The sequence below is a fragment of the Neobacillus niacini genome (genome assembly GCF_030817595.1).
Taxonomy (GTDB): Bacteria; Bacillota; Bacilli; order Bacillales; family Cytobacillaceae; genus Neobacillus; species Neobacillus niacini_G.
Genome location: NZ_JAUSZN010000001.1, coordinates 848,533 through 866,654 on the forward strand (window position 1 = coordinate 848,533; position 18,122 = coordinate 866,654).

18 protein-coding genes, 1 pseudogene and 1 riboswitch are annotated in these 18,122 nt (G+C 38.9%); of the genes and pseudogenes, 13 read left to right on the forward strand and 6 right to left on the reverse strand.

What is annotated here, in order from left to right:
• Positions 1-64: 64 nt before the first annotated feature.
• Positions 65-166, reverse strand: a riboswitch (purine riboswitch).
• Between the two features lie 212 nt (positions 167-378).
• Positions 379-1,377, forward strand: coding sequence for an NAD(P)H-dependent flavin oxidoreductase (locus QFZ31_RS04295; RefSeq protein ID WP_307301180.1), 999 nt, complete (start codon positions 379-381; stop codon positions 1,375-1,377).
• A gap of 43 nt (positions 1,378-1,420) precedes the next feature.
• Here QFZ31_RS04295 and QFZ31_RS04300 read toward each other — a convergent pair whose 3' ends face one another.
• A complete protein-coding gene (locus QFZ31_RS04300; RefSeq protein WP_179595550.1) occupies positions 1,421-1,711 on the reverse strand; it encodes a hypothetical protein in 291 nt (96 codons plus the stop codon).
• 269 nt (positions 1,712-1,980) lie between these two features.
• Here QFZ31_RS04300 and QFZ31_RS04305 point away from each other — a divergent pair, with 269 nt between their 5' ends.
• Positions 1,981-3,171 carry a glycine C-acetyltransferase gene (locus tag QFZ31_RS04305; RefSeq protein ID WP_307301184.1) on the forward strand — a complete coding sequence of 397 codons (1,191 nt, stop codon included), beginning with the start codon at positions 1,981-1,983 and terminating at the stop codon, positions 3,169-3,171.
• A 50-nt stretch (positions 3,172-3,221) separates the two neighbouring features.
• Positions 3,222-4,199: an L-threonine 3-dehydrogenase gene (locus tag QFZ31_RS04310; protein ID WP_307301185.1), complete on the forward strand. Its 978-nt coding sequence runs from the start codon at positions 3,222-3,224 to the stop codon at positions 4,197-4,199.
• 264 nt (positions 4,200-4,463) lie between these two features.
• Here the strand turns inward: QFZ31_RS04310 and selD are convergent, their stop codons facing one another.
• Entirely contained in the window at positions 4,464-5,516 is a 1,053-nt protein-coding gene (gene selD, locus QFZ31_RS04315; protein ID WP_307301186.1) for a selenide, water dikinase SelD, read from the reverse strand.
• Between the two features lie 207 nt (positions 5,517-5,723).
• Here selD and QFZ31_RS33755 point away from each other — a divergent pair.
• Positions 5,724-5,909 (forward strand): annotated as a pseudogene (locus QFZ31_RS33755) (Rdx family protein); the annotation flags it as partial.
• Positions 5,910-6,010: 101 nt separating this feature from the next.
• Here the strand turns inward: QFZ31_RS33755 and QFZ31_RS04320 are convergent.
• Entirely contained in the window at positions 6,011-6,403 is a 393-nt protein-coding gene (locus QFZ31_RS04320) for an Hsp20/alpha crystallin family protein (RefSeq protein WP_307301189.1), read from the reverse strand.
• 96 nt (positions 6,404-6,499) lie between these two features.
• Between QFZ31_RS04320 and selA the strand changes: the two genes are divergently transcribed.
• Entirely contained in the window at positions 6,500-7,906 is a 1,407-nt protein-coding gene (gene selA, locus QFZ31_RS04325) for an L-seryl-tRNA(Sec) selenium transferase (protein ID WP_307301190.1), read from the forward strand.
• 192 nt (positions 7,907-8,098) lie between these two features.
• On the opposite strand, the gene QFZ31_RS04330 is transcribed toward selA, so the two are convergent.
• The gene (locus tag QFZ31_RS04330; RefSeq protein WP_179595556.1) at positions 8,099-8,239 is read right to left on the reverse strand and encodes a small acid-soluble spore protein P; all 141 of its coding nucleotides are present in this window, start codon (positions 8,237-8,239) and stop codon (positions 8,099-8,101) included.
• Positions 8,240-8,356: 117 nt separating this feature from the next.
• Here QFZ31_RS04330 and QFZ31_RS04335 point away from each other — a divergent pair, with 117 nt between their 5' ends.
• Positions 8,357-8,635, forward strand: a complete 279-nt coding sequence (locus QFZ31_RS04335) for a hypothetical protein (RefSeq protein ID WP_179595557.1) — start codon at positions 8,357-8,359, stop codon at positions 8,633-8,635.
• 94 nt (positions 8,636-8,729) lie between these two features.
• Here the strand turns inward: QFZ31_RS04335 and sspO are convergent, their stop codons facing one another.
• A complete protein-coding gene (gene sspO / locus QFZ31_RS04340) occupies positions 8,730-8,879 on the reverse strand; it encodes a small acid-soluble spore protein O (protein ID WP_034673441.1) in 150 nt (49 codons plus the stop codon).
• 353 nt (positions 8,880-9,232) lie between these two features.
• On the opposite strand from sspO, the gene acnA reads away from it, so the two are divergent.
• From acnA to abc-f, 5 genes are all read left to right on the forward strand, one after another.
• Positions 9,233-11,944: an aconitate hydratase AcnA gene (gene acnA, locus QFZ31_RS04345; protein ID WP_307301193.1), complete on the forward strand. Its 2,712-nt coding sequence runs from the start codon at positions 9,233-9,235 to the stop codon at positions 11,942-11,944.
• Positions 11,945-12,052: 108 nt separating this feature from the next.
• On the forward strand, positions 12,053-12,418 hold the full coding sequence (locus QFZ31_RS04350; protein ID WP_307301195.1) for a DnaJ family domain-containing protein: 366 nt from the start codon (positions 12,053-12,055) through the stop codon (positions 12,416-12,418).
• A 27-nt stretch (positions 12,419-12,445) separates the two neighbouring features.
• Positions 12,446-12,613 carry a hypothetical protein gene (locus tag QFZ31_RS04355; protein WP_307301197.1) on the forward strand — a complete coding sequence of 56 codons (168 nt, stop codon included), beginning with the start codon at positions 12,446-12,448 and terminating at the stop codon, positions 12,611-12,613.
• Complete coding sequence (locus QFZ31_RS04360; protein WP_373459822.1) at positions 12,601-13,410, forward strand: phosphotransferase enzyme family protein; 810 nt, start codon at positions 12,601-12,603, stop codon at positions 13,408-13,410. Before QFZ31_RS04355 ends, QFZ31_RS04360 begins: the two co-directional genes overlap by 13 nt.
• A 257-nt stretch (positions 13,411-13,667) precedes the next feature.
• Complete coding sequence (gene abc-f / locus QFZ31_RS04365) at positions 13,668-15,368, forward strand: ribosomal protection-like ABC-F family protein (RefSeq protein ID WP_307301200.1); 1,701 nt, start codon at positions 13,668-13,670, stop codon at positions 15,366-15,368.
• A 75-nt stretch (positions 15,369-15,443) separates the two neighbouring features.
• Here abc-f and QFZ31_RS04370 read toward each other — a convergent pair whose 3' ends face one another.
• The gene (locus QFZ31_RS04370; RefSeq protein ID WP_307301201.1) at positions 15,444-16,484 is read right to left on the reverse strand and encodes an SDR family oxidoreductase; all 1,041 of its coding nucleotides are present in this window, start codon (positions 16,482-16,484) and stop codon (positions 15,444-15,446) included.
• 144 nt (positions 16,485-16,628) lie between these two features.
• On the opposite strand from QFZ31_RS04370, the gene QFZ31_RS04375 reads away from it, so the two are divergent.
• Both QFZ31_RS04375 and QFZ31_RS04380 read left to right on the forward strand, forming a co-directional pair.
• Positions 16,629-17,417: a class II aldolase/adducin family protein gene (locus QFZ31_RS04375; RefSeq protein WP_307301202.1), complete on the forward strand. Its 789-nt coding sequence runs from the start codon at positions 16,629-16,631 to the stop codon at positions 17,415-17,417.
• Between the two features lie 137 nt (positions 17,418-17,554).
• Positions 17,555-18,088, forward strand: coding sequence for a redoxin domain-containing protein (locus QFZ31_RS04380; RefSeq protein ID WP_307301204.1), 534 nt, complete (start codon positions 17,555-17,557; stop codon positions 18,086-18,088).
• Positions 18,089-18,122 lie beyond the last annotated feature (34 nt).

Sequence of the window (18,122 nt, forward strand, 5' to 3'; positions counted from 1 at the left end):
TCAAATTTGAGTGAGGCAATGACATTCGGGCTTAATAAACCAAATGTATGGACGCGAAATAACGCCGTTAGCATTACCCACTCATAGTCGGATTGTTAACGGCAATCCGGTAGAAACTTGCAGGCCATATTCCTGCGATTATATGAGTGAAACCTTATAAATTTATTTTCATTATAACCATCGTGGAAAAGGAAAGCAATGGTTTTTTAAGCAAAAGACGAACGATAGATTTTTTTAAGGATGTATTGTTCGTGTTGTGAAAGCGCTTTATTTATTATTCTAAAAGGTCTTATTCTATGATTGAATAACCATTCATTTTCAGTTACTATTGAAACAGGAAGTTTATTCAGAAAATTCTAAATCAAAGGAGAGTCGACCATGCAAAAAACAATCCCTGAAAATTGGTGGAATCAGCTGAGGCTACCTGTAATTTCTGCACCGATGTTTTTAGTATCGGGTCCTGAACTAGTGAAAAATTGCTGCTTAAATGGTGTTATTGGGTCATTTCCAGCTCCAAACGCAAGACCGATTGAGGTACTGGATCAATGGATGGGTCAGTTGAATGAAGAATTAGAAAAAGCCAGGGCAGCAGAGCCTGAACGTAAAATTGCTCCTTGGGCGATGAATATGGTTGTACATAGCACCTATAGCCGTCTTCAGGACGAATTAGAGTTAATCAAAAAGCACAAACCCCAATTGGTAATCACTTCATTAGGTAGTCCGAAACACGTAGTAGACATTGTCCATGAATATGGGGGATTAGTTTTCTCAGATGTTAGCGATTTAAAATTTGCCCGTAAGGCTGCAGAAACCGGTGTTGACGGACTAATACTAGTTGCAAGCGGTGCTGGCGGCCATGCTGGACAAATTAATAGCTTTGCGTTTGTTGATATGGTCCGTACTTTTTGGGACGGCATTATTGTCCTTGCTGGTGCGATTTCAACAGGGAAGGGCATATTAGCCGCACAGGCAGCTGGTGCTGACTTAGCTTATATGGGTACAAGATTTATCGTAGCTACAGAAAGTATGGCAAATGATGATTATAGGGAAATGCTTGTGAATTCTAACCAGGAGGATATCATCCTAACCGATGCCTTTTCTGGGGTCAGAGCAAATATGCTCATTCCGAGTATCCAAAAAGCAGGACTTGATCCCGCTCAGTTGGTTAAAAAGGAGAAGGTGGATTTTGATAATATGCACGGTAAACCAGAAGCGAAAGCGTGGCGTGATATTTGGAGCGCAGGGCATGGAGTAGGTGCGATTGATAAGATTGAATCTGCTGGAGAAATCATTCAGCGATTAGAAGGAGAATATCAAGAAGCTTTAAATAAAGTGAACCAAACTGCAGCCAAAGTAAACAGATTAACTGTAAAATAATACAGGTGATTGGCTAACAATCAAAAAGAACCTATCCCACTAATCAACGGGAAGGTTCTTTTTTCTTTGCCACCATTTTAATTACTTTATAGCCAGGCTTTATTTTCACTCGTTTTGTTTCCTTAGCTGTTTTCACTTGATAGAGAGTGAATTTTTTCGGCTGGTGCTCCAGCATTTCGACCTTTTGGACATTTTCATTACGATAGTATTTGTGAATCTTACGTATTTGTTTATCTTGCTTTTCACCAAACAGCAAATCGTAAAGGTAAATAAAAATAAAGACAAAAATGCCTCCGACAATAATTGTGTAAAGTAATGATGAAATTGATTCCACGTATTACATCCTTCCTGTTCTTAAACAATGTATGTTCTTCATTATACCTTTTTTGCCTCATTTGAAAAATAACATGTTTTTAAAATGGATAACCTAAAAATGCAAAAAAAATTTTTATTACGAATGTCTTTTTGGGGTGAACATTTCCAAAAAAGTGTGATAAAGTATAGTAAAGAAAGCCTTTAACTAAGGGTATTCATCAAGTATTATGATGTCCTTCTCAGGCGGACAATTGTTTTTCTAAAAGCGACAATAAGGGGGAATAAAAAGTGTCCAGTACTATTTTGGAGCGATTTTTAAACGAAAACCTAGAAGATCTAAAAGGTAAGGGTCTATATAATGTCATCGATCCATTAGAAAGTCCAAATGGTCCAATGATTACAATAAATGGTAAACAGTTAGTTAATCTTTCATCAAATAACTATTTAGGGTTAGCAACCGATGAACGTTTGAAGCAAGCAGCTAAGGATGCCATTGAAACTTACGGTGTTGGTGCCGGCGCAGTTCGTACCATTAACGGTACATTAAAACTTCACGTAGAATTAGAAGAAAAATTAGCCGAATTCAAACATACAGAAGCAGCAATCGCTTATCAATCAGGCTTTAATTGTAATATGGCCGCGATTTCTGCGGTAATGGATAAAAATGATGCGATTTTATCTGACGAATTAAACCACGCTTCTATTATTGATGGCTGCCGCTTATCCAAAGCAAAGATTATCCGCGTTAATCATTCTGATATGGAAGATTTACGAAGAAAGGCCAAGGAAGCGAAGGAATCAGGTCAATACAATAAAATCATGGTTATTACCGATGGTGTATTCTCCATGGACGGGGACATTGCATTATTACCTGAAATCGTAAAAATTGCTGAAGAATTCGATCTTATTACATATGTAGACGATGCACATGGATCAGGTGTCCTTGGTGATGGTGCCGGTACAGTTAAGCATTTCGGCTTGTCTGATAAAATCGATTTCCAAATCGGTACGCTATCAAAAGCGATTGGTGTAGTAGGCGGATATGTAGCAGGGAAGAAAAATTTAATTGATTGGTTAAAGGTCCGCAGCCGCCCGTTCCTATTCTCTACATCACTCACACCAGCAGATGTAGCAGCAAGTAAACGTTCCATTGAAATCTTAATGGAAAGTAACGAGCTTAATAAAAAGCTTTGGGAAAATGGAGATTACCTGAAAAAAGGCTTAAAGGGATTAGGCTTTAATATCGGTAACAGTGAAACACCGATTACACCATGTATTATTGGCGACGAAGCTCTTACGCAGCAATTTAGCAAACGATTAAATGAAGAGGGAGTATATGCAAAAGCGATTGTTTTCCCAACCGTACCTCAAGGAACAGGACGGGTTCGCAATATGCCGACTGCAGCACATACAAAAGAAATGCTTGATCAAGCGATTGCGACCTATGAGAAAGTCGGTAAGGAAATGGGGATTATTTAATACCCTTCGCTGGACGAATTGCATGAGATAAGTGAGGAGGACGGAGAAGAATGAAACGGATATTAATTACTGGTGCACTCGGACAAATTGGTTCCGAGCTCACTATGAAATTACGGGAAACGTATGGGTATGATAATGTAATTGCTACTGATATTAGAAAGAATGACAGTGAAGCAGCACAGAGCGGTCCATTTGAAACTTTAGATGTTACAGATTTAAACAAGATGGGCGACATTGCGAAAAAATACAAGGTTGATACGATCATGCACTTAGCCGCACTATTGTCGGCAACAGCGGAGGCAAAACCAGTCTTAGCTTGGAATTTAAATATGGGCGGGTTGATGAATGCATTAGAAACGGCAAGGGAGCTTAATGCCCAATTTTTCACTCCAAGTTCGATTGGTGCATTTGGACCGTCTACACCGAAAGACAGCACACCACAGGATACGATTATGCGTCCCACGACCATGTACGGCGTAAATAAAGTAGCTGGCGAGCTTTTAGGCGATTACTATTATCACAAATTTGGAGTCGACACGAGGGGACTTCGTTTCCCAGGCTTAATTTCACACGTAGCACTGCCTGGCGGCGGCACCACAGATTATGCTGTGGAAATCTACTATGAAGCCATCAAAAACGGACGATATACATCGTATATTGATAAAGGTACGTATATGGATATGATGTATATGCCTGATGCACTAAATGCGATTATCGATTTGATGGAAGCTGACCCATGCCGGCTTAAGCACCGTAACTCATTCAATGTAACTGCAATGAGCTTTGATCCAGAAGAAATTGCAAACGAGATTAGAAAACACATACCAGGATTCAAACTCACTTATCAGGTGGATCCTGTCCGCCAAAAAATTGCCGACAGTTGGCCAAATTCGATCGATGCTATTGCAGCAGAGGAAGAGTGGGGCTTCAAATTCGAATATGACCTAGCGAGAATGACTGAAGATATGATTAATAAGTTAACGAATAAATTGACCGTTAACAAAACCAAAACAAGTGGTATCCAATGAAAAGTTGAAAGATGACCGGATATTTTCGGTCATCTTTTTTTATTTCAACTGGAGTGACCGACCGATTGTAGAACCTGTACACTTTTTTGTAGAAACTGTATGCTTTTTTGTAGAACCTGTACACTTTTTTGTAGAAACTGTAAGCTTTTTTGTAGAACCTGTACGCTTTTTTGTAGAACCTGTACGCTTTTGCATAAAAGCTGTAAGGTTTTATTCTTGCATCATCTTTAACAAGAAAAAAACAGCGTAGCCCATGCCACGCTGTTACCTCATTGCATAAATTAAATTCTCTTTCTTTTCCGTAACCCTGCCGATAATGGCGGCATGGTGTTTACCGGCAGAATGGAGGTTATTCACGTACTGAACAGCTTCTTCTTCACTCATCGAAACAAGAAGTCCTCCAGAAGTAATCGCATCACAAAGAACTAATTGTTCCTCTGGCAAAAGATCTTTATAGACAACATCATTAATTAACCATTTATGATTGGATTTTGAACCTCCAGGTACAACTCCATCCCTGGCTAACTCTAATGCACCTTCAAGGATTGGAACTTTAGAGTAGTTGATTTCAAAGCTCACATTACTTCCACGCGCCATCTCACTGCTATGGCCAAGTAACCCGAATCCTGTTACATCCGTTACAGCATGTGGGTGGTAGTTCGTCAACACCTCAGCAGCGGTTTTGTTTAACTCAGCCATTGTATCGGTAACAATTTGTTCTTGTTCCGCCGTAACGACACTACGTTTAATCCCAGTGGTAATAATACCAACGCCAATCGGCTTTGTAATCACTAATACATCACCAGGCTTAGCTCCAACGTTCTTCCAAACCTTATCAGGATGAACGATTCCCGTTACAGATAGACCAAATTTTGGCTCTTGGTCATCAATAGAATGACCTCCGACCGTTAAGGCGCCAGCTTCTTTTACTTTATCGGCTGCACCACGCAGTATATCGGAAAGCATCTCAGGACCGAGTTTTTTTATTGGATAACCTACAATATTTAGAACTGTTTTCGGTTCTCCACCCATTGCATAAACATCGCTTAAGGCGTTGGCAGCGGTAATCTGTCCAAACATATATGGGTCGTCCACAATTGGGGTAAAGTAATCGACCGTTTGAATAAGGGCAATCGAGTCCGTTAACTGATACACTCCTGCATCATCAGAAGTTTCGTGTCCCACTAATAACTCAGGAACAGGGTCTTGCTTTGGTAAATGACGCAAAACTTGCGCCAGGTCCTCAGGACCAATTTTACAGCCTCAGCCCGCTTTAGTTGATAAAGAGGTTAGGCGTATTTTCTCTTGCTCACTCATCGTTCCACCTCCATTTATTAGTATAACTGTTTCGAAAAAAAACTGCACACACTATGAACAAGCAAAAGATTTGCATGGAAAATAACGTTGCGATAAAATATTTTTACTATAGTGATGTAGGAAATTAGATTTATGTAATGGAGGAGTAAAAAGATGAGCAACTATCATGTTATTGTTGAATTCTGCATGCAATGAAACTACGCACCTAAAGCCGCGGGTCTCGCGGAAGAACTTTTTACACACTTTAACCGTAACATTGGAAAAATGGAATTAATCCCTGTTTCAGGCGGGGCATTCGAAGTAACTGTCAATGGGGAAAAAATCTATTCTAAGTTAGATACAGGGGTGTTTCCTGACACCGACGATATCATTAATAAAATATCACAAAAATAAACATTACCCTCATATCAACCATTTGGTATGAGGGTTTATTAATGTAGTAACAATATTATGTTAACCGAAAAATCGCAAAAAAAATAATGCCGTAAGATAACTTAAGGCAATGTAATGTAGCAGTTTTTCCCTGGACCTTTTTCATTTTTCGAAATAAGAACCTCTAATATACCATTAATATAATTTGCACTTACTTTTTGATTAATAACCTCAAAGGGGAACTCGATAGTACGTATTTTCTTATGTTGATTAGAGGAAGTGGAAGATTTACCAGCAGTGATAACAAGCTTATGGTCTTCAATAAAAACCTTAATTTCCGAGCTGTTATACTCGTTAAGTAATGCCTCCACGATCCATTCTTTGTCAGTCTCATATAAATCAATTCGAAATTGAATCAGGTCATCTTGTGTAGTTAGAGGATCGAGGCAGTAGTTTTCCAACCACTTTTCCACAAGGTCAAAATCGATGGGCTGTATATTTTTTTTGGATTTCATAGCAATCCCCCTTGCATGGTTTATTTTATTCATTCAGAATGAAAGGGTGTAATGAAAAGCAGGACTAAAGTAGGTATAGTAAAGGAGTTTTTTTTGGTGAAAGAATGGTTACGCTCAATCCCGGCGGTACATGAACTACAAAACCACAAGCAGTTCGAATCCCTCCTAAGGGAGAATCATTTGGATGTTACCCAATTAACAAAGCATTTAAAGGAAGCACTTGATCAAATAAGATCATTACTAATAAATGGAGAATGGAATGGCGCCATCCCGGGTACAAATCAGTTTATAGAGGATGTTTTTCAACTATTAGGCGGCAATATTAAGAAACAATATTCTTATACCCTTGAAAGAGTAATTAATGCGACAGGAACCATCCTTCATACGAATCTTGGAAGAGCAAGGCTGAGTGACAACGCCATCCAGCATGTTGTGGAAACAGCCCAAAATTACTCAAACCTTGAATACAAGTTAGATGAAGGGGAGCGTGGATCCAGGCATAGCCATGTAGAAGCACTTCTTAAAGAAATTACCGGTGCAGAGGCGGCAATGGTCGTTAATAATAATGCGGCAGCTGTTTATCTTGTTTTAAGAGCGCTTGCAGAAAATAAAGAAGTCATTGTTTCACGAGGACAGTTAGTAGAAATTGGCGGCTCATTTCGGATCTCTTCCATTATGGAAGAGAGTGGAGCGAAATTAGTCGAAGTCGGAACTACAAATAAAACTCATTTATATGATTATGAAAAAGCTCTAAATTCTGAAACGGCTATTGTCATGAAAGTACATACAAGTAATTTCAAGGTGGTTGGTTTTACCAAATCAGTCGAAACAGAAGACCTTATTAGACTGACTCAATCTTGTAACGATGTTATTTTTTATGAAGACCTTGGGAGCGGTGCCCTTTTCGACTTCAGAAAGCATGGAATTGGAGATGAACCCGTTGTAAGCGAGGTCATTGGAATGGGTGCAGATCTTGTTACTTTTAGTGGGGATAAGCTCCTGGGTGGACCTCAAGCAGGAATTATTGCTGGAAAGAAGAAAATCATAGATATTCTAAAAAAACATCAATTAGCACGCGTGGTTCGCGTAGATAAAATGACTCTAGCCGCGTTAGAAGGTACGCTAATTGATTATGCACGCGGGGAACATGGTGTACATAACATTCCCACCATCCATGATTTATTAGTTTCTATTGATATATTAGACGAAAGAACGAAGAGGTTTGTTACAAAATTGTTACAAGACACAAATGATTTTGAGGCCAAAATTTTTCCTGGTACAAGTCAAGTAGGCGGGGGAACAATGCCGGATGTGCAACTGCCGACCCTGGTGATTGCTCTTAAACATCATACCTTAACAGCAGAACAGGTTGGAAGAAAATTAAGAACACAATATAAACCAGCCATTGTTGGACGAATTCAAAAAGATGAATTCATCATTGATTTAAGAACAGTTACCGAGGACGAAGAGCATCTTTTACAAGAAGCCTTACTTCAATTATAAAAGCAACCCCCTCATTGGTCTAGAGGGGGTTAGCACTATTTCAAAGGTCCGATAATATATATTTTTATCTATGAGAAATATCCGGGAACAGGCTCCATCGGCTCGGGGTCATAAGACAATCCGTCCAGAAGGTTAAAGAACAACCTTCCAGCCGGCTTATGCCTGTCGCCGATAGGTAGGCGCCTTCCGCTTTTACATATCATGATGTGATTTACTTTTTTGGCGAGTATGGTTGCGGTTCTTTACTTTTTTCGATCCGCTTAAAGGCTCAGGCTGACCAGACGTCTTTGGTTGATTTCTACGCATATCTTTGCCGTCGTTTTTGTTCACCATTTTCATCCCTCCTCCTATATTGTTAGGATGCAATGCCGGAGACTTTTTATGCTGAATAATTTGTTGTGGCGCTGTGCAATTTAACGTTATAGAAACGTGAGGGGAGTGAAACAGTCAATGCCTGAGATTGATCGATTTCCATATAATAAGGATAAGCAGCAGGCTTTTCAGGCTGCTCAGCAGGGCTATGAAGAAGCACAGGGATTATTTAAAACGATCATTAGTGACAGTGCCAGTTACGGTCACCAATTAAAGCATTTAAAAGAAGAAGTTAATGAAGCTTATCAGCAAATTGAAAATGCATTAGAAGTGGCTTCAGAGCACCAAAGAGCACAGCTCGAGCGCTTTCAACAAGATTTGCAGAGCATCGTAGAAGAAGTAAATCTTACTGAATAGCATATTTAAAAAGCAGGGGATTACTCCTGCTTTTTGTCTGCCAATCAAGCTCTAGCGCCCAGCGACTAGTGTAGGGCGCTTCCGCCTTTTTATTTTATTGATTCTTTTTACGTTTTTTATTGTTCATTTTTTCTTTGATTGTTAAAGGTTCGTTAGACATTTCTTCATTATATCCAGCACCCATACCTTGACCTTTTGCTGCATTTGCGCCCGGAATTACATGATTTGACTTCTTTCGTTGCATGCCATTCACCTCCTATAAGAATTCCGTAGAATTCTCACTGATAAAGATAATATTTCCTTTTAAGTAAAAATAAATGACAACAAAAAAGTTTTTTGAGATAATAAATATGACGCAATTCTAATCTTTAAGACTATTCAGTTATACGGCATTATAAGATTTTTCTAAATATTTTGAACAATATACATAAAAAACATAAGAAAAACTTATCAATCGCAATAACTTTCTTGTTATTTACTTATGTAAAAGGTTGTATTAAGATTAGAATTGTGAGAAAAGTAGGGATGGATAGGAATTTTCAAACTTTTCGACTTTTCGTTAATTTAATTAATGATGACGAATGAGGGGGTTTCACTATGGTGAAAAATGATGTATTTAATGCACGCACTTCCTTCGAAGTGAACGGTAAACGTTATCACTATTACCGCTTAAGTGCACTTGAAGAAGCTGGTCTTGGCAACGTTACTAAATTGCCATATTCCGTAAAAGTATTACTTGAATCTGTGCTTCGTCAATACGATGGCCGTGTCATCGCAAAGGAGCACGTTGAAAACTTAGCAAAATGGGGAACAGATGAGCTTAAAGAAGTGGATGTTCCATTCAAGCCATCTCGCGTAATCCTACAAGACTTTACTGGTGTTCCTGCAGTAGTTGACCTTGCTTCTCTACGTAAAGCAATGGCAGACCTTGGCGGCAACCCAGATAAAATTAATCCAGAAAAAACAGTTGACCTTGTTATCGACCACTCTGTACAGGTAGATGCTTACGGCTCTGCTGACTCTCTACGTGTTAACATGGATTATGAATTTGAACGTAATGCTGAGCGTTACCAGTTCCTAAGCTGGGCTCAAAAATCATTCAATAACTATCGTGCTGTTCCACCAGCAACTGGTATCGTACACCAAGTTAACCTTGAGTACTTAGCAGATGTGGTACACGTAGCTGAGACAGCTGACGGTGAATTAGAAGCATATCCAGATACATTAGTTGGTACTGACTCCCACACTACTATGATCAATGGTATTGGTGTTTTAGGATGGGGTGTTGGTGGTATTGAGGCAGAAGCAGGAATGCTTGGACAGCCTTCTTACTTCCCAGTTCCAGAAGTTGTCGGTGTTAAATTAACTGGTGAGCTTCCAAATGGTGCAACTGCAACTGACTTAGCATTAAAAGTAACTCAAGTGCTTCGCAGCCACGGTGTGGTTGGTAAGTTTGTTGAGTTCTTCGGTCCTGGGGTATCTGTACTTCCATTAGCAGACCGTGCAACAATCGCTAACATGGCTCCAGAATATGGCGCAACTTGTGGTTTCTTCCCAATCGATGGAGAATCATTAGAGTATATGCGCTTAACTGGCCGTGAAGAAAGCCATATCCAAGTAGTAGAAGAGTACTGCAAAGCAAATAGCCTTTTCTTCGATCCATCATTTGAGCCAGTTTACACTGATGTGATTGAAATCGACCTTTCTGTAATTGAGGCAAATCTTTCTGGTCCTAAGCGTCCACAAGATTTAATTCCACTTTCAAAAATGAAAGAAGAATTTGTTAAGGCTGTTTCAGCTCCACAAGGAAACCAAGGCTTCGGCTTACAAGCAGATGAGCTTGAAAAGTCTGCTGTCGTAAACTTCCAAAATGGTGACGAAACAACGATTAAAACTGGTGCAGTAGCTATCGCTTCTATCACTAGCTGTACAAATACATCTAACCCTTACGTTCTAGTTGGGGCAGGTCTTGTTGCAAAGAAAGCTGTTGAACTTGGAATGGAAGTTCCAAAGTTTGTTAAAACTTCTTTAGCACCAGGATCAAAGGTTGTAACTGGATATCTTCGTGATTCTGGATTACTTCCATATCTAGAGCAAATCGGCTTCAACCTTGTTGGTTACGGCTGTACAACATGTATCGGTAACTCCGGTCCATTGAAAGAAGAAATTGAAAAGACAATCGCTGAAAATGATCTTTTAGTTACATCTGTTCTTTCAGGTAACCGTAACTTTGAAGGACGTATTCACCCGCTTGTAAAAGGTAACTACCTAGCTTCACCACCACTAGTTGTCGCTTATGCACTAGCTGGAACTGTGAACATTGATTTCGCTTCTGAAGCAATTGGTAAAGACAAAGACGGAAACGATGTATTCTTCAAGGATATTTGGCCATCAACTGCTGAAGTAAATGATGTAGTTAAACGTACTGTAACTCCTGAATTATTCCGCAGAGAATATGCGAATGTGTTCGGAGACAACAAGCGTTGGAACGAAATCCAAACGAGCAATGAGCCATTATATACTTGGGATGAAGATTCCACTTATATTGCAAACCCACCATTCTTTGAAGGCTTATCACCTGAGCCAGGTACAGTTGAACCATTAACTGGACTTCGTGTGGTAGGTAAGTTTGGGGATTCAGTAACAACTGACCATATCTCTCCTGCAGGTGCTATTGGTAAGAATACACCAGCTGGTAAGTATTTATTAGAAAAAGGTGTTCAGCCTCGTGACTTCAACTCTTATGGTTCTCGCCGTGGTAACCACGAAGTTATGATGCGTGGAACATTTGCAAACATTCGTATCCGTAACCAAATCGCACCTGGCACTGAAGGCGGCTTCACAACTTTCTGGCCAACTGGTGAAGTTACATCTATCTACGATGCTTGCATGAAGTACAAAGAAAACGGCACAGGACTTGTTGTTCTTGCTGGAAAAGACTACGGAATGGGCTCTTCACGTGACTGGGCTGCTAAAGGAACAAACCTTTTAGGCATTAAGACAGTTATTGCTGAAAGCTTTGAGCGTATTCACCGTTCTAACCTTGTGCTAATGGGCGTGCTTCCTCTTCAATTTAAAGAGGGCGAAAGCGCTGAAACACTTGGTTTAACTGGTAAAGAAACGATCGATGTACAAGTGGATGAAAACGTTAGACCACGTGATCTTCTAAAAGTTACAGCTACTGATGAAGCTGGAAACAAGAAGGAATTTGAAGTACTTGTTCGCTTCGATTCTGAAGTTGAAATTGATTACTACCGTCATGGCGGTATCCTTCCAATGGTACTTCGCGAAAAATTACAAGAAGCATAATATTAAAAACCACCATGCAGCCTTTGCATGGTGGTTTTTTCAGAGTAATAACAATATATTTTAGAGAAAAATATACTATTTACTTGTAGAGCGAAGGGTGCGGTGTAAATGGATTTTTCAAAAATCGCCGAAGATAAAATTAAGGAAGCCATAAAGAAGAAGGAGTTCGAAAATCTTCCTGGAATGGGGCAGTCACTGGAAATAAAGGATAATTTTCCGGGAATGTCTGATGAATGGAAAATGGCATACCGCGTGTTAAATAATGCGGGCTATTCACCCGAAGATATTAAAAAAGAAATCTTTAGGATGGAAGAATTGCTAGAAGGAGCAGTCGACGAAGAACAGAAAGAACGTCTTCAGGCAAAGATTATGAAAAAAAGGTTGGAAATGGAAAGATTACTTGAAAAAAGAGGAACAGCGACAAATTCTCGTTTTGGGAGCTATGCAGATAAAATTTTAAAAAAATTAAAATAGGTGCTCATTTAGAAAAGAGAGAATAACATGATTACTGATTGTATTTTACGTTTATATGGCTATACGGAAGGTAAGCTCGTACCAATTAATGACGGCTTTCATAATACTGTTTATTCCCATGGTAATCTCATTTTTAGAGTTTCGCCTTCCAACAGACGAAAGCAAGTTGATATTATGAATGATTGGCATTTATAAAGGGGTTATGGGAGAATGGGGTGCCAGTATCTTTACCTGTGAAAACTCTGAATAACAAGTTAATAGAACCCATTAGCAGCAACCATTTTGTCGTGGCATTTGAGAAAGCAAAAGGAACATCCATTGATGTTACCAAGACTGAAGTATGGAACGATGACCTATTATATCGCTGGGGAAATGTAATGGGGAGGATGCATAGTGCTGGAAAAAAAATAAAAGTAGATCGTCCCATTTGGACTGTGCAAGAACCGGATTTATTAAAGCTATTCCCAAAAATCACTTCAGAAACAATTGCAGAAAAGTACCAACAACTATTAATGCAGTTAGCAACGTTCCCGCTAACTCCTGACCTATTTGGCCTTATACATAATGATTTTCATCAAGGTAATATTTTTGTCAATGAAGGACGGCTGACAGTTTTTGATTTTGATGATTGTGCTTACCATTGGTTGGCATATGATTTAGCAACTTCATTTTATCATGCCTATTGGCAAGCTTCCTCGTTTACACCCGAACACACCCAATTTAGCAGCGAATTCTGGATGCATTTTTTACGTGGTTATCAACAGGAACACACTCTTAGCAAAGAACTTATTCTACAAATTCCTATCTTTTTAAAAATCAGAGAGATCTTTTTATATACTTTATTTTTGGAGAAATGGGATTTGGAAAATTGGCAGGATTGGCAGACGTATACTCTTACCAATTTAAAAAATAATATTGAGAGTGGGAAGCCTAATTCCAATGTTAATTTTACGGAAATCATTGACAATTTCGGTTTAGGTACAATAAAATAAACATAACAAACGTAAAGGAATGGTAAAGAGGAATGAAGTTATAATCTTATTTTTCAGACATTTATTCGAATAGCGAAAAAATGGTGAACCTGAAGAATAGGATTAGTCTATCCTTTTTTAAGTCCTGAACGTTTATATTTCTATGAAAACATCGTTAACTTAGGTCATTTTGCGGCTTATTAACTATGCTTTTTTATGGATTGCTTAAACGACATGACTCAAAACTCTCTTCAGGTTCCATCGAAGGGAGTTTTTTTATGAACAAAAATCATTTATCTGTTATAAAAGTAACTGGAATTGAAATGAACTTTAATCTTAGGAAAATCTTAGATAATATATCATTTGATATTAAAAATGGCGAAAGAATTGGTCTCGTAGGGTATAACGGCACCGGGAAAACAACATTGGCCAATATCCTTACTGGTAAAATCACACCTGATAAGGGGTTCGTTGAAAAATCACACGAATTAAAGATTGGATACCTTACACAATCAATCGATTATGAAGCGAATGAATTATTTTCAATAGAGGAAGACCTATTGCAGCACTCAAGTAAGTTAGGACTGAAAAAGGTCTCTGCATGGGAAGAGAAGCGTTTAAACCATTTAAGCGGCGGCGAAAAGTTGAAACTCGCATTATCCAACGTGTGGGCTTCCAAGCCGGGATTCTTGATTCTCGATGAGCCGACCAACCACCTAGATTTTAAAGGGATAGAATGGCTGATTGAAGAGCTGGAGAAATTTAAAGGTCCAGTATTGATTATTTCTCACGACCGGCATTTCTTAGATAAAACGGTGACACGTATTTTTGAAATAGAGAATACAAAGTTGAATTTCTACAATGGGAACTATAGTGATTATCAGAAGGAAAAGCAGCACCGACTTGAAACCCAAATGCACCATTATGAGGTGCAGCAGCGTAAAAAAGAAGATATCGAAATGCAGATGGAGCAATTATCGTCATGGTCTGAAAAGGCTCACAGAACATCAACAAAACAAGGCAGAGATTATGGAAATAAAGAATATCACCGAGTTAAGGCGAAGAAACGTGATGCTCAAGTGAAATCTAAAATGAAACGTCTTCAGAGCGAGCTAGAAAAAAACGAGGTCGACAAACCTCTAGAGGAGACAAAAGTTAGATTTCAGTTTGATACGAAAGGAAATAGAGGAAAAAGGATAATTGAGGCCAAGAGTTTATCGAAGTCGTTTGAAGAGAGATCCCTTTTTAGCGAATGTCACTTTTATATCAATCACGGGGAACGTATTGGTTTACTTGGAGAAAATGGCTGCGGTAAAACCACCTTAATTAAAATGATTCTTGGTGAAACAGCCGTTACTGGCGGCTACCTTTGGAAAAGTGATTCATTAAAGATTGCTTACTTAAGTCAGGATGTTGACAATTTACCAGCTGAGAAAACAGCTTTAGAGGCATTAGGCTTTACGGACCGAGAAAACATTCTCAAGGCGAGAACTTTATTTGCCAATCTCGGATTGAAGGAAGAGTTTATTACAAAGCCTATTCGAACACTGAGCCTTGGAGAGAGAACTCGTGTCAAACTAGTCGAAATGTTAATGAAAGAATATGATGTTCTTATCTTGGATGAACCGACCAATCACCTCGATTTACCAAGCAGGGAACAGCTTGAAAAAACACTAAATGAATTCGCAGGAACGATTATCACTGTTTCGCATGACTTTTATTTCTTAAATAAGCTGTGTGATAAACTCCTTGTGTTTGAAAATCAGAAGATAAAGCGTATGGAAATAAAACCGGAAGAGTACTTTAATAAACCCACCCGTGCCGAACCTACTGATAGTAAAGAATCTTTAATGATAATCGAAAATAGAATTGCTACCATTTTGGGTGAATTATCACTAATAGACCCAAAAAGTCCTAAATACGTGGAATTAGACAATGAATTTAATGAACTCTTGAAGCAAAAAAGAAAATTAATGTAAATCCACATTAAATAGCCCCTCGCTGATGAGGGGCTATTCTAGTATATCGGCCGTAATTGAATTTTATCCGCGAAATCATTTACTCGTTTGTTGAAACCACAATTCAAGCAGCTCTTTTTCACGATCAGCACTCATTCCAGATATCCATTCATCGGAAGCTAAAATACGCTGCTTTTCCCATTCATAAATTTCCGCTAGACTCTCCTTTAAAGGCCTAAAGGTAAGTCCGCTCGCAATGGCTTTATCAATATTTACGGTAAAAGCACCTCTCCATGGATCCTTAAGCTCTGGCTCCAAAGGAAACTCTTCAGGCACCCAAAGAGGCATTTCCGTCCACGGCGCAACCTTATTCTCAAGGAGAAATTTTTCTGAAGCCCACACGATTTCTGATTCGGTGCCTGTTACCTTCATACAAGCTGCAAGAATCTCTTTCATTGTAAGTGTATAGTCTGGTCCTGTAGCATTAAAAGTTCCCGCTGTTTGATTAGCCATCATTGACAAGATCCAATGTGCCAGGTCTTTATTGTCAATCATCTGCACAGGTCTGTTAGGATTTCCTGGTGCTAAAATCTTACCTCCAGCAGCGATTCTATGTATCCAATAGGGAATGCGGTCAGTATAGTCGTTAGGTCCAATTAATTGGCCTGCACGAATATTTGCAACGCGGCCAGGCATAGCTTTCTGAGCGACCACTTCACATAATGCTTTAAATTGTCCATAATACTGATATATATTGCTGTCTTTAGCAAGCTCATTTGCTTTCTCTAATGACATGTTGTAAACCGGATACGTTTCATCGAAATTTTCCTGGACCCAATCTTTGTAAACAGAAATGCTCGAAATAAAGGTGTAATGCTTCACACGATCTTTTAGCAGTTCGGTGGATTTTAAGACCGAAGAAGGGATAAATCCACTTGTATCTAATACAGCATCCCAATACCGATTCTTTAGTTTACTTAAGTCATTAAGACGATCACCAGTAATAATCTCAACATCTTTAAACCCTTCATTTTGATTTCCCCGATTAAAAATAGTTATCTCATGGTTTTGCCTCTGTGCTTCCTCAACAAAGGTTCTGCCTAGAAAGCGGCTTCCTCCTAAAACAAGAATCTTCATTTCTCCAACTCCTCTCTGTAGATATATCTTAACAAATTTTCATAAGATTGCGTTAATTTTAACATTGTATAAAACTCTAATATCATACAGGAGAAGGGTATACTACTAGGTAAAATGGATTCCTAATTGAAAGCAGGGTTTAGGATGATTATCGAGATTAAATATAAAAAACTAATATGCGAAATTGGAAAACGTGTGTATGAAAAGGGATTCGTTGCTGCCAATGATGGGAATATTTCTGTCCGCATTAGTGATAACGAGTTCTTAATTACTCCAACCAATGTAAGCAAGGGTATCCTGACCCCAGAAATGATTATTAAAGTAGATGGGGAAGGAAATGTCATTGAGGGAGATTTTAAGCCAACTTCGGAAATGAAAACGCACCTCCTTGTTTATCACGAACGTCCAGATGTGCATGCCGTTTTACATGTTCATCCTCCATATGCGACAGCTTTTGCAATTGCTGGAATTCCCCTAGATCAGGCCATTATGCCTGAAGCAGTTGTCTCCCTGGGAACGATTCCTCTAGCAGAGTACGGAACACCTTCAACAGATGAGGTTCCTAAAGCAATCAAAACACATGTCTACGATCATCAAGGTGTGTTATTAGAAAACCACGGCGCCTTAACATGGGGGAAGAATTTAGAACAGGCATATTATTTAATGGAATCATTAGAGTTTACTGCAAAAATAAATTGGATATCAAGGCAACTCAAAGGGGACCGCGAACTTTCAAAAGAGAATGTGGCTAAACTCATCGATATTAAAGCGATGATGGGTCTTGAAGGAATCTCACCATTAGGAGTTGATGTACCTGAAGGCACGCAGGCAAAGAAAGTATCCGCGGTGAATGAACAGACTTTATCTGATCGGGATATTGATTTAATTGTAGACCGGGTGACAACCAGTGTCCTTAACGCCTTAAAAAAGTAACTTTATTTGCTTTTCTAGAATACTTTTACTAAACTATTTTTAAAATGTCACATATTTGGCATATACAATCTGTATTTCAACTTACTTTATAGTGTAAAATCGATGTAGCATATTATTGAATCAAGGGGGTTCGGGGAATGGTGAAGAAAGTCATTGCTGCTGTAGTGTTAATAGCCTTACTTGGAGTTGCGATCGTGCAGGCTATGGATAAAAAGGCTGAACCCGAAAATGTAAGTCAAGAAGCAGCTAACATGGGCGGATTAAAGGTTGGGGCAAAAGCTCCAGATTTTGAACTTAGAACATTAGCCGGCGATACCGTTAAGCTTTCCGATTTTAGAGGAAAAAAAGTAATGCTCAATTTCTGGGCAACTTGGTGCCCGCCATGCAAAGCAGAAATGCCAGCCATGGAGGAGTTTCATAAAGAAACTGGGGATGATGTTGTTATTCTAGCCGTAAATATTGACCCACATTTAGATGTAAAAGCTTTTGTTGATGAAAATGGAATTACTTTTCCGATTCCTTTAGATGCAGAAGACAAAGTAAATGAAACGTATCAAGTTCTATCGATTCCAACAACGTATTTTATTGATACAAATGGGAATATCGGAAACAAATATATTGGCGCGATGAATCTTGACGCAATGAAACAGTATGCAAAGGAACTGAAGTAGACAATGGATGTGTAATCCATTGTCTTTTTTTATT

Bases quoted from the DNA above. Each gene is read 5' to 3' on its own strand.
- QFZ31_RS04295 (WP_307301180.1), top strand. From the start codon at position 379: ATGCAAAAAACAATCCCTGAAAATTGGTGGAATCAGCTGAGGCTACCT.
- QFZ31_RS04310 (WP_307301185.1), top strand. From the start codon at position 3,222: ATGAAACGGATATTAATTACTGGTGCACTCGGACAAATTGGTTCCGAG.
- QFZ31_RS04320 (WP_307301189.1), bottom strand. From the start codon at position 6,403: ATGAAATCCAAAAAAAATATACAGCCCATCGATTTTGACCTTGTGGAA.
- QFZ31_RS04330 (WP_179595556.1), bottom strand. From the start codon at position 8,239: ATGGTGAACAAAAACGACGGCAAAGATATGCGTAGAAATCAACCAAAG.
- QFZ31_RS04335 (WP_179595557.1), top strand. From the start codon at position 8,357: ATGCCTGAGATTGATCGATTTCCATATAATAAGGATAAGCAGCAGGCT.
- sspO (WP_034673441.1), bottom strand. From the start codon at position 8,879: ATGCAACGAAAGAAGTCAAATCATGTAATTCCGGGCGCAAATGCAGCA.
- acnA (WP_307301193.1), top strand. From the start codon at position 9,233: ATGGTGAAAAATGATGTATTTAATGCACGCACTTCCTTCGAAGTGAAC.
- QFZ31_RS04350 (WP_307301195.1), top strand. From the start codon at position 12,053: ATGGATTTTTCAAAAATCGCCGAAGATAAAATTAAGGAAGCCATAAAG.
- QFZ31_RS04355 (WP_307301197.1), top strand. From the start codon at position 12,446: ATGATTACTGATTGTATTTTACGTTTATATGGCTATACGGAAGGTAAG.
- abc-f (WP_307301200.1), top strand. From the start codon at position 13,668: ATGAACAAAAATCATTTATCTGTTATAAAAGTAACTGGAATTGAAATG.
- QFZ31_RS04370 (WP_307301201.1), bottom strand. From the start codon at position 16,484: ATGAAGATTCTTGTTTTAGGAGGAAGCCGCTTTCTAGGCAGAACCTTT.
- QFZ31_RS04375 (WP_307301202.1), top strand. From the start codon at position 16,629: ATGATTATCGAGATTAAATATAAAAAACTAATATGCGAAATTGGAAAA.
- QFZ31_RS04380 (WP_307301204.1), top strand. From the start codon at position 17,555: ATGGTGAAGAAAGTCATTGCTGCTGTAGTGTTAATAGCCTTACTTGGA.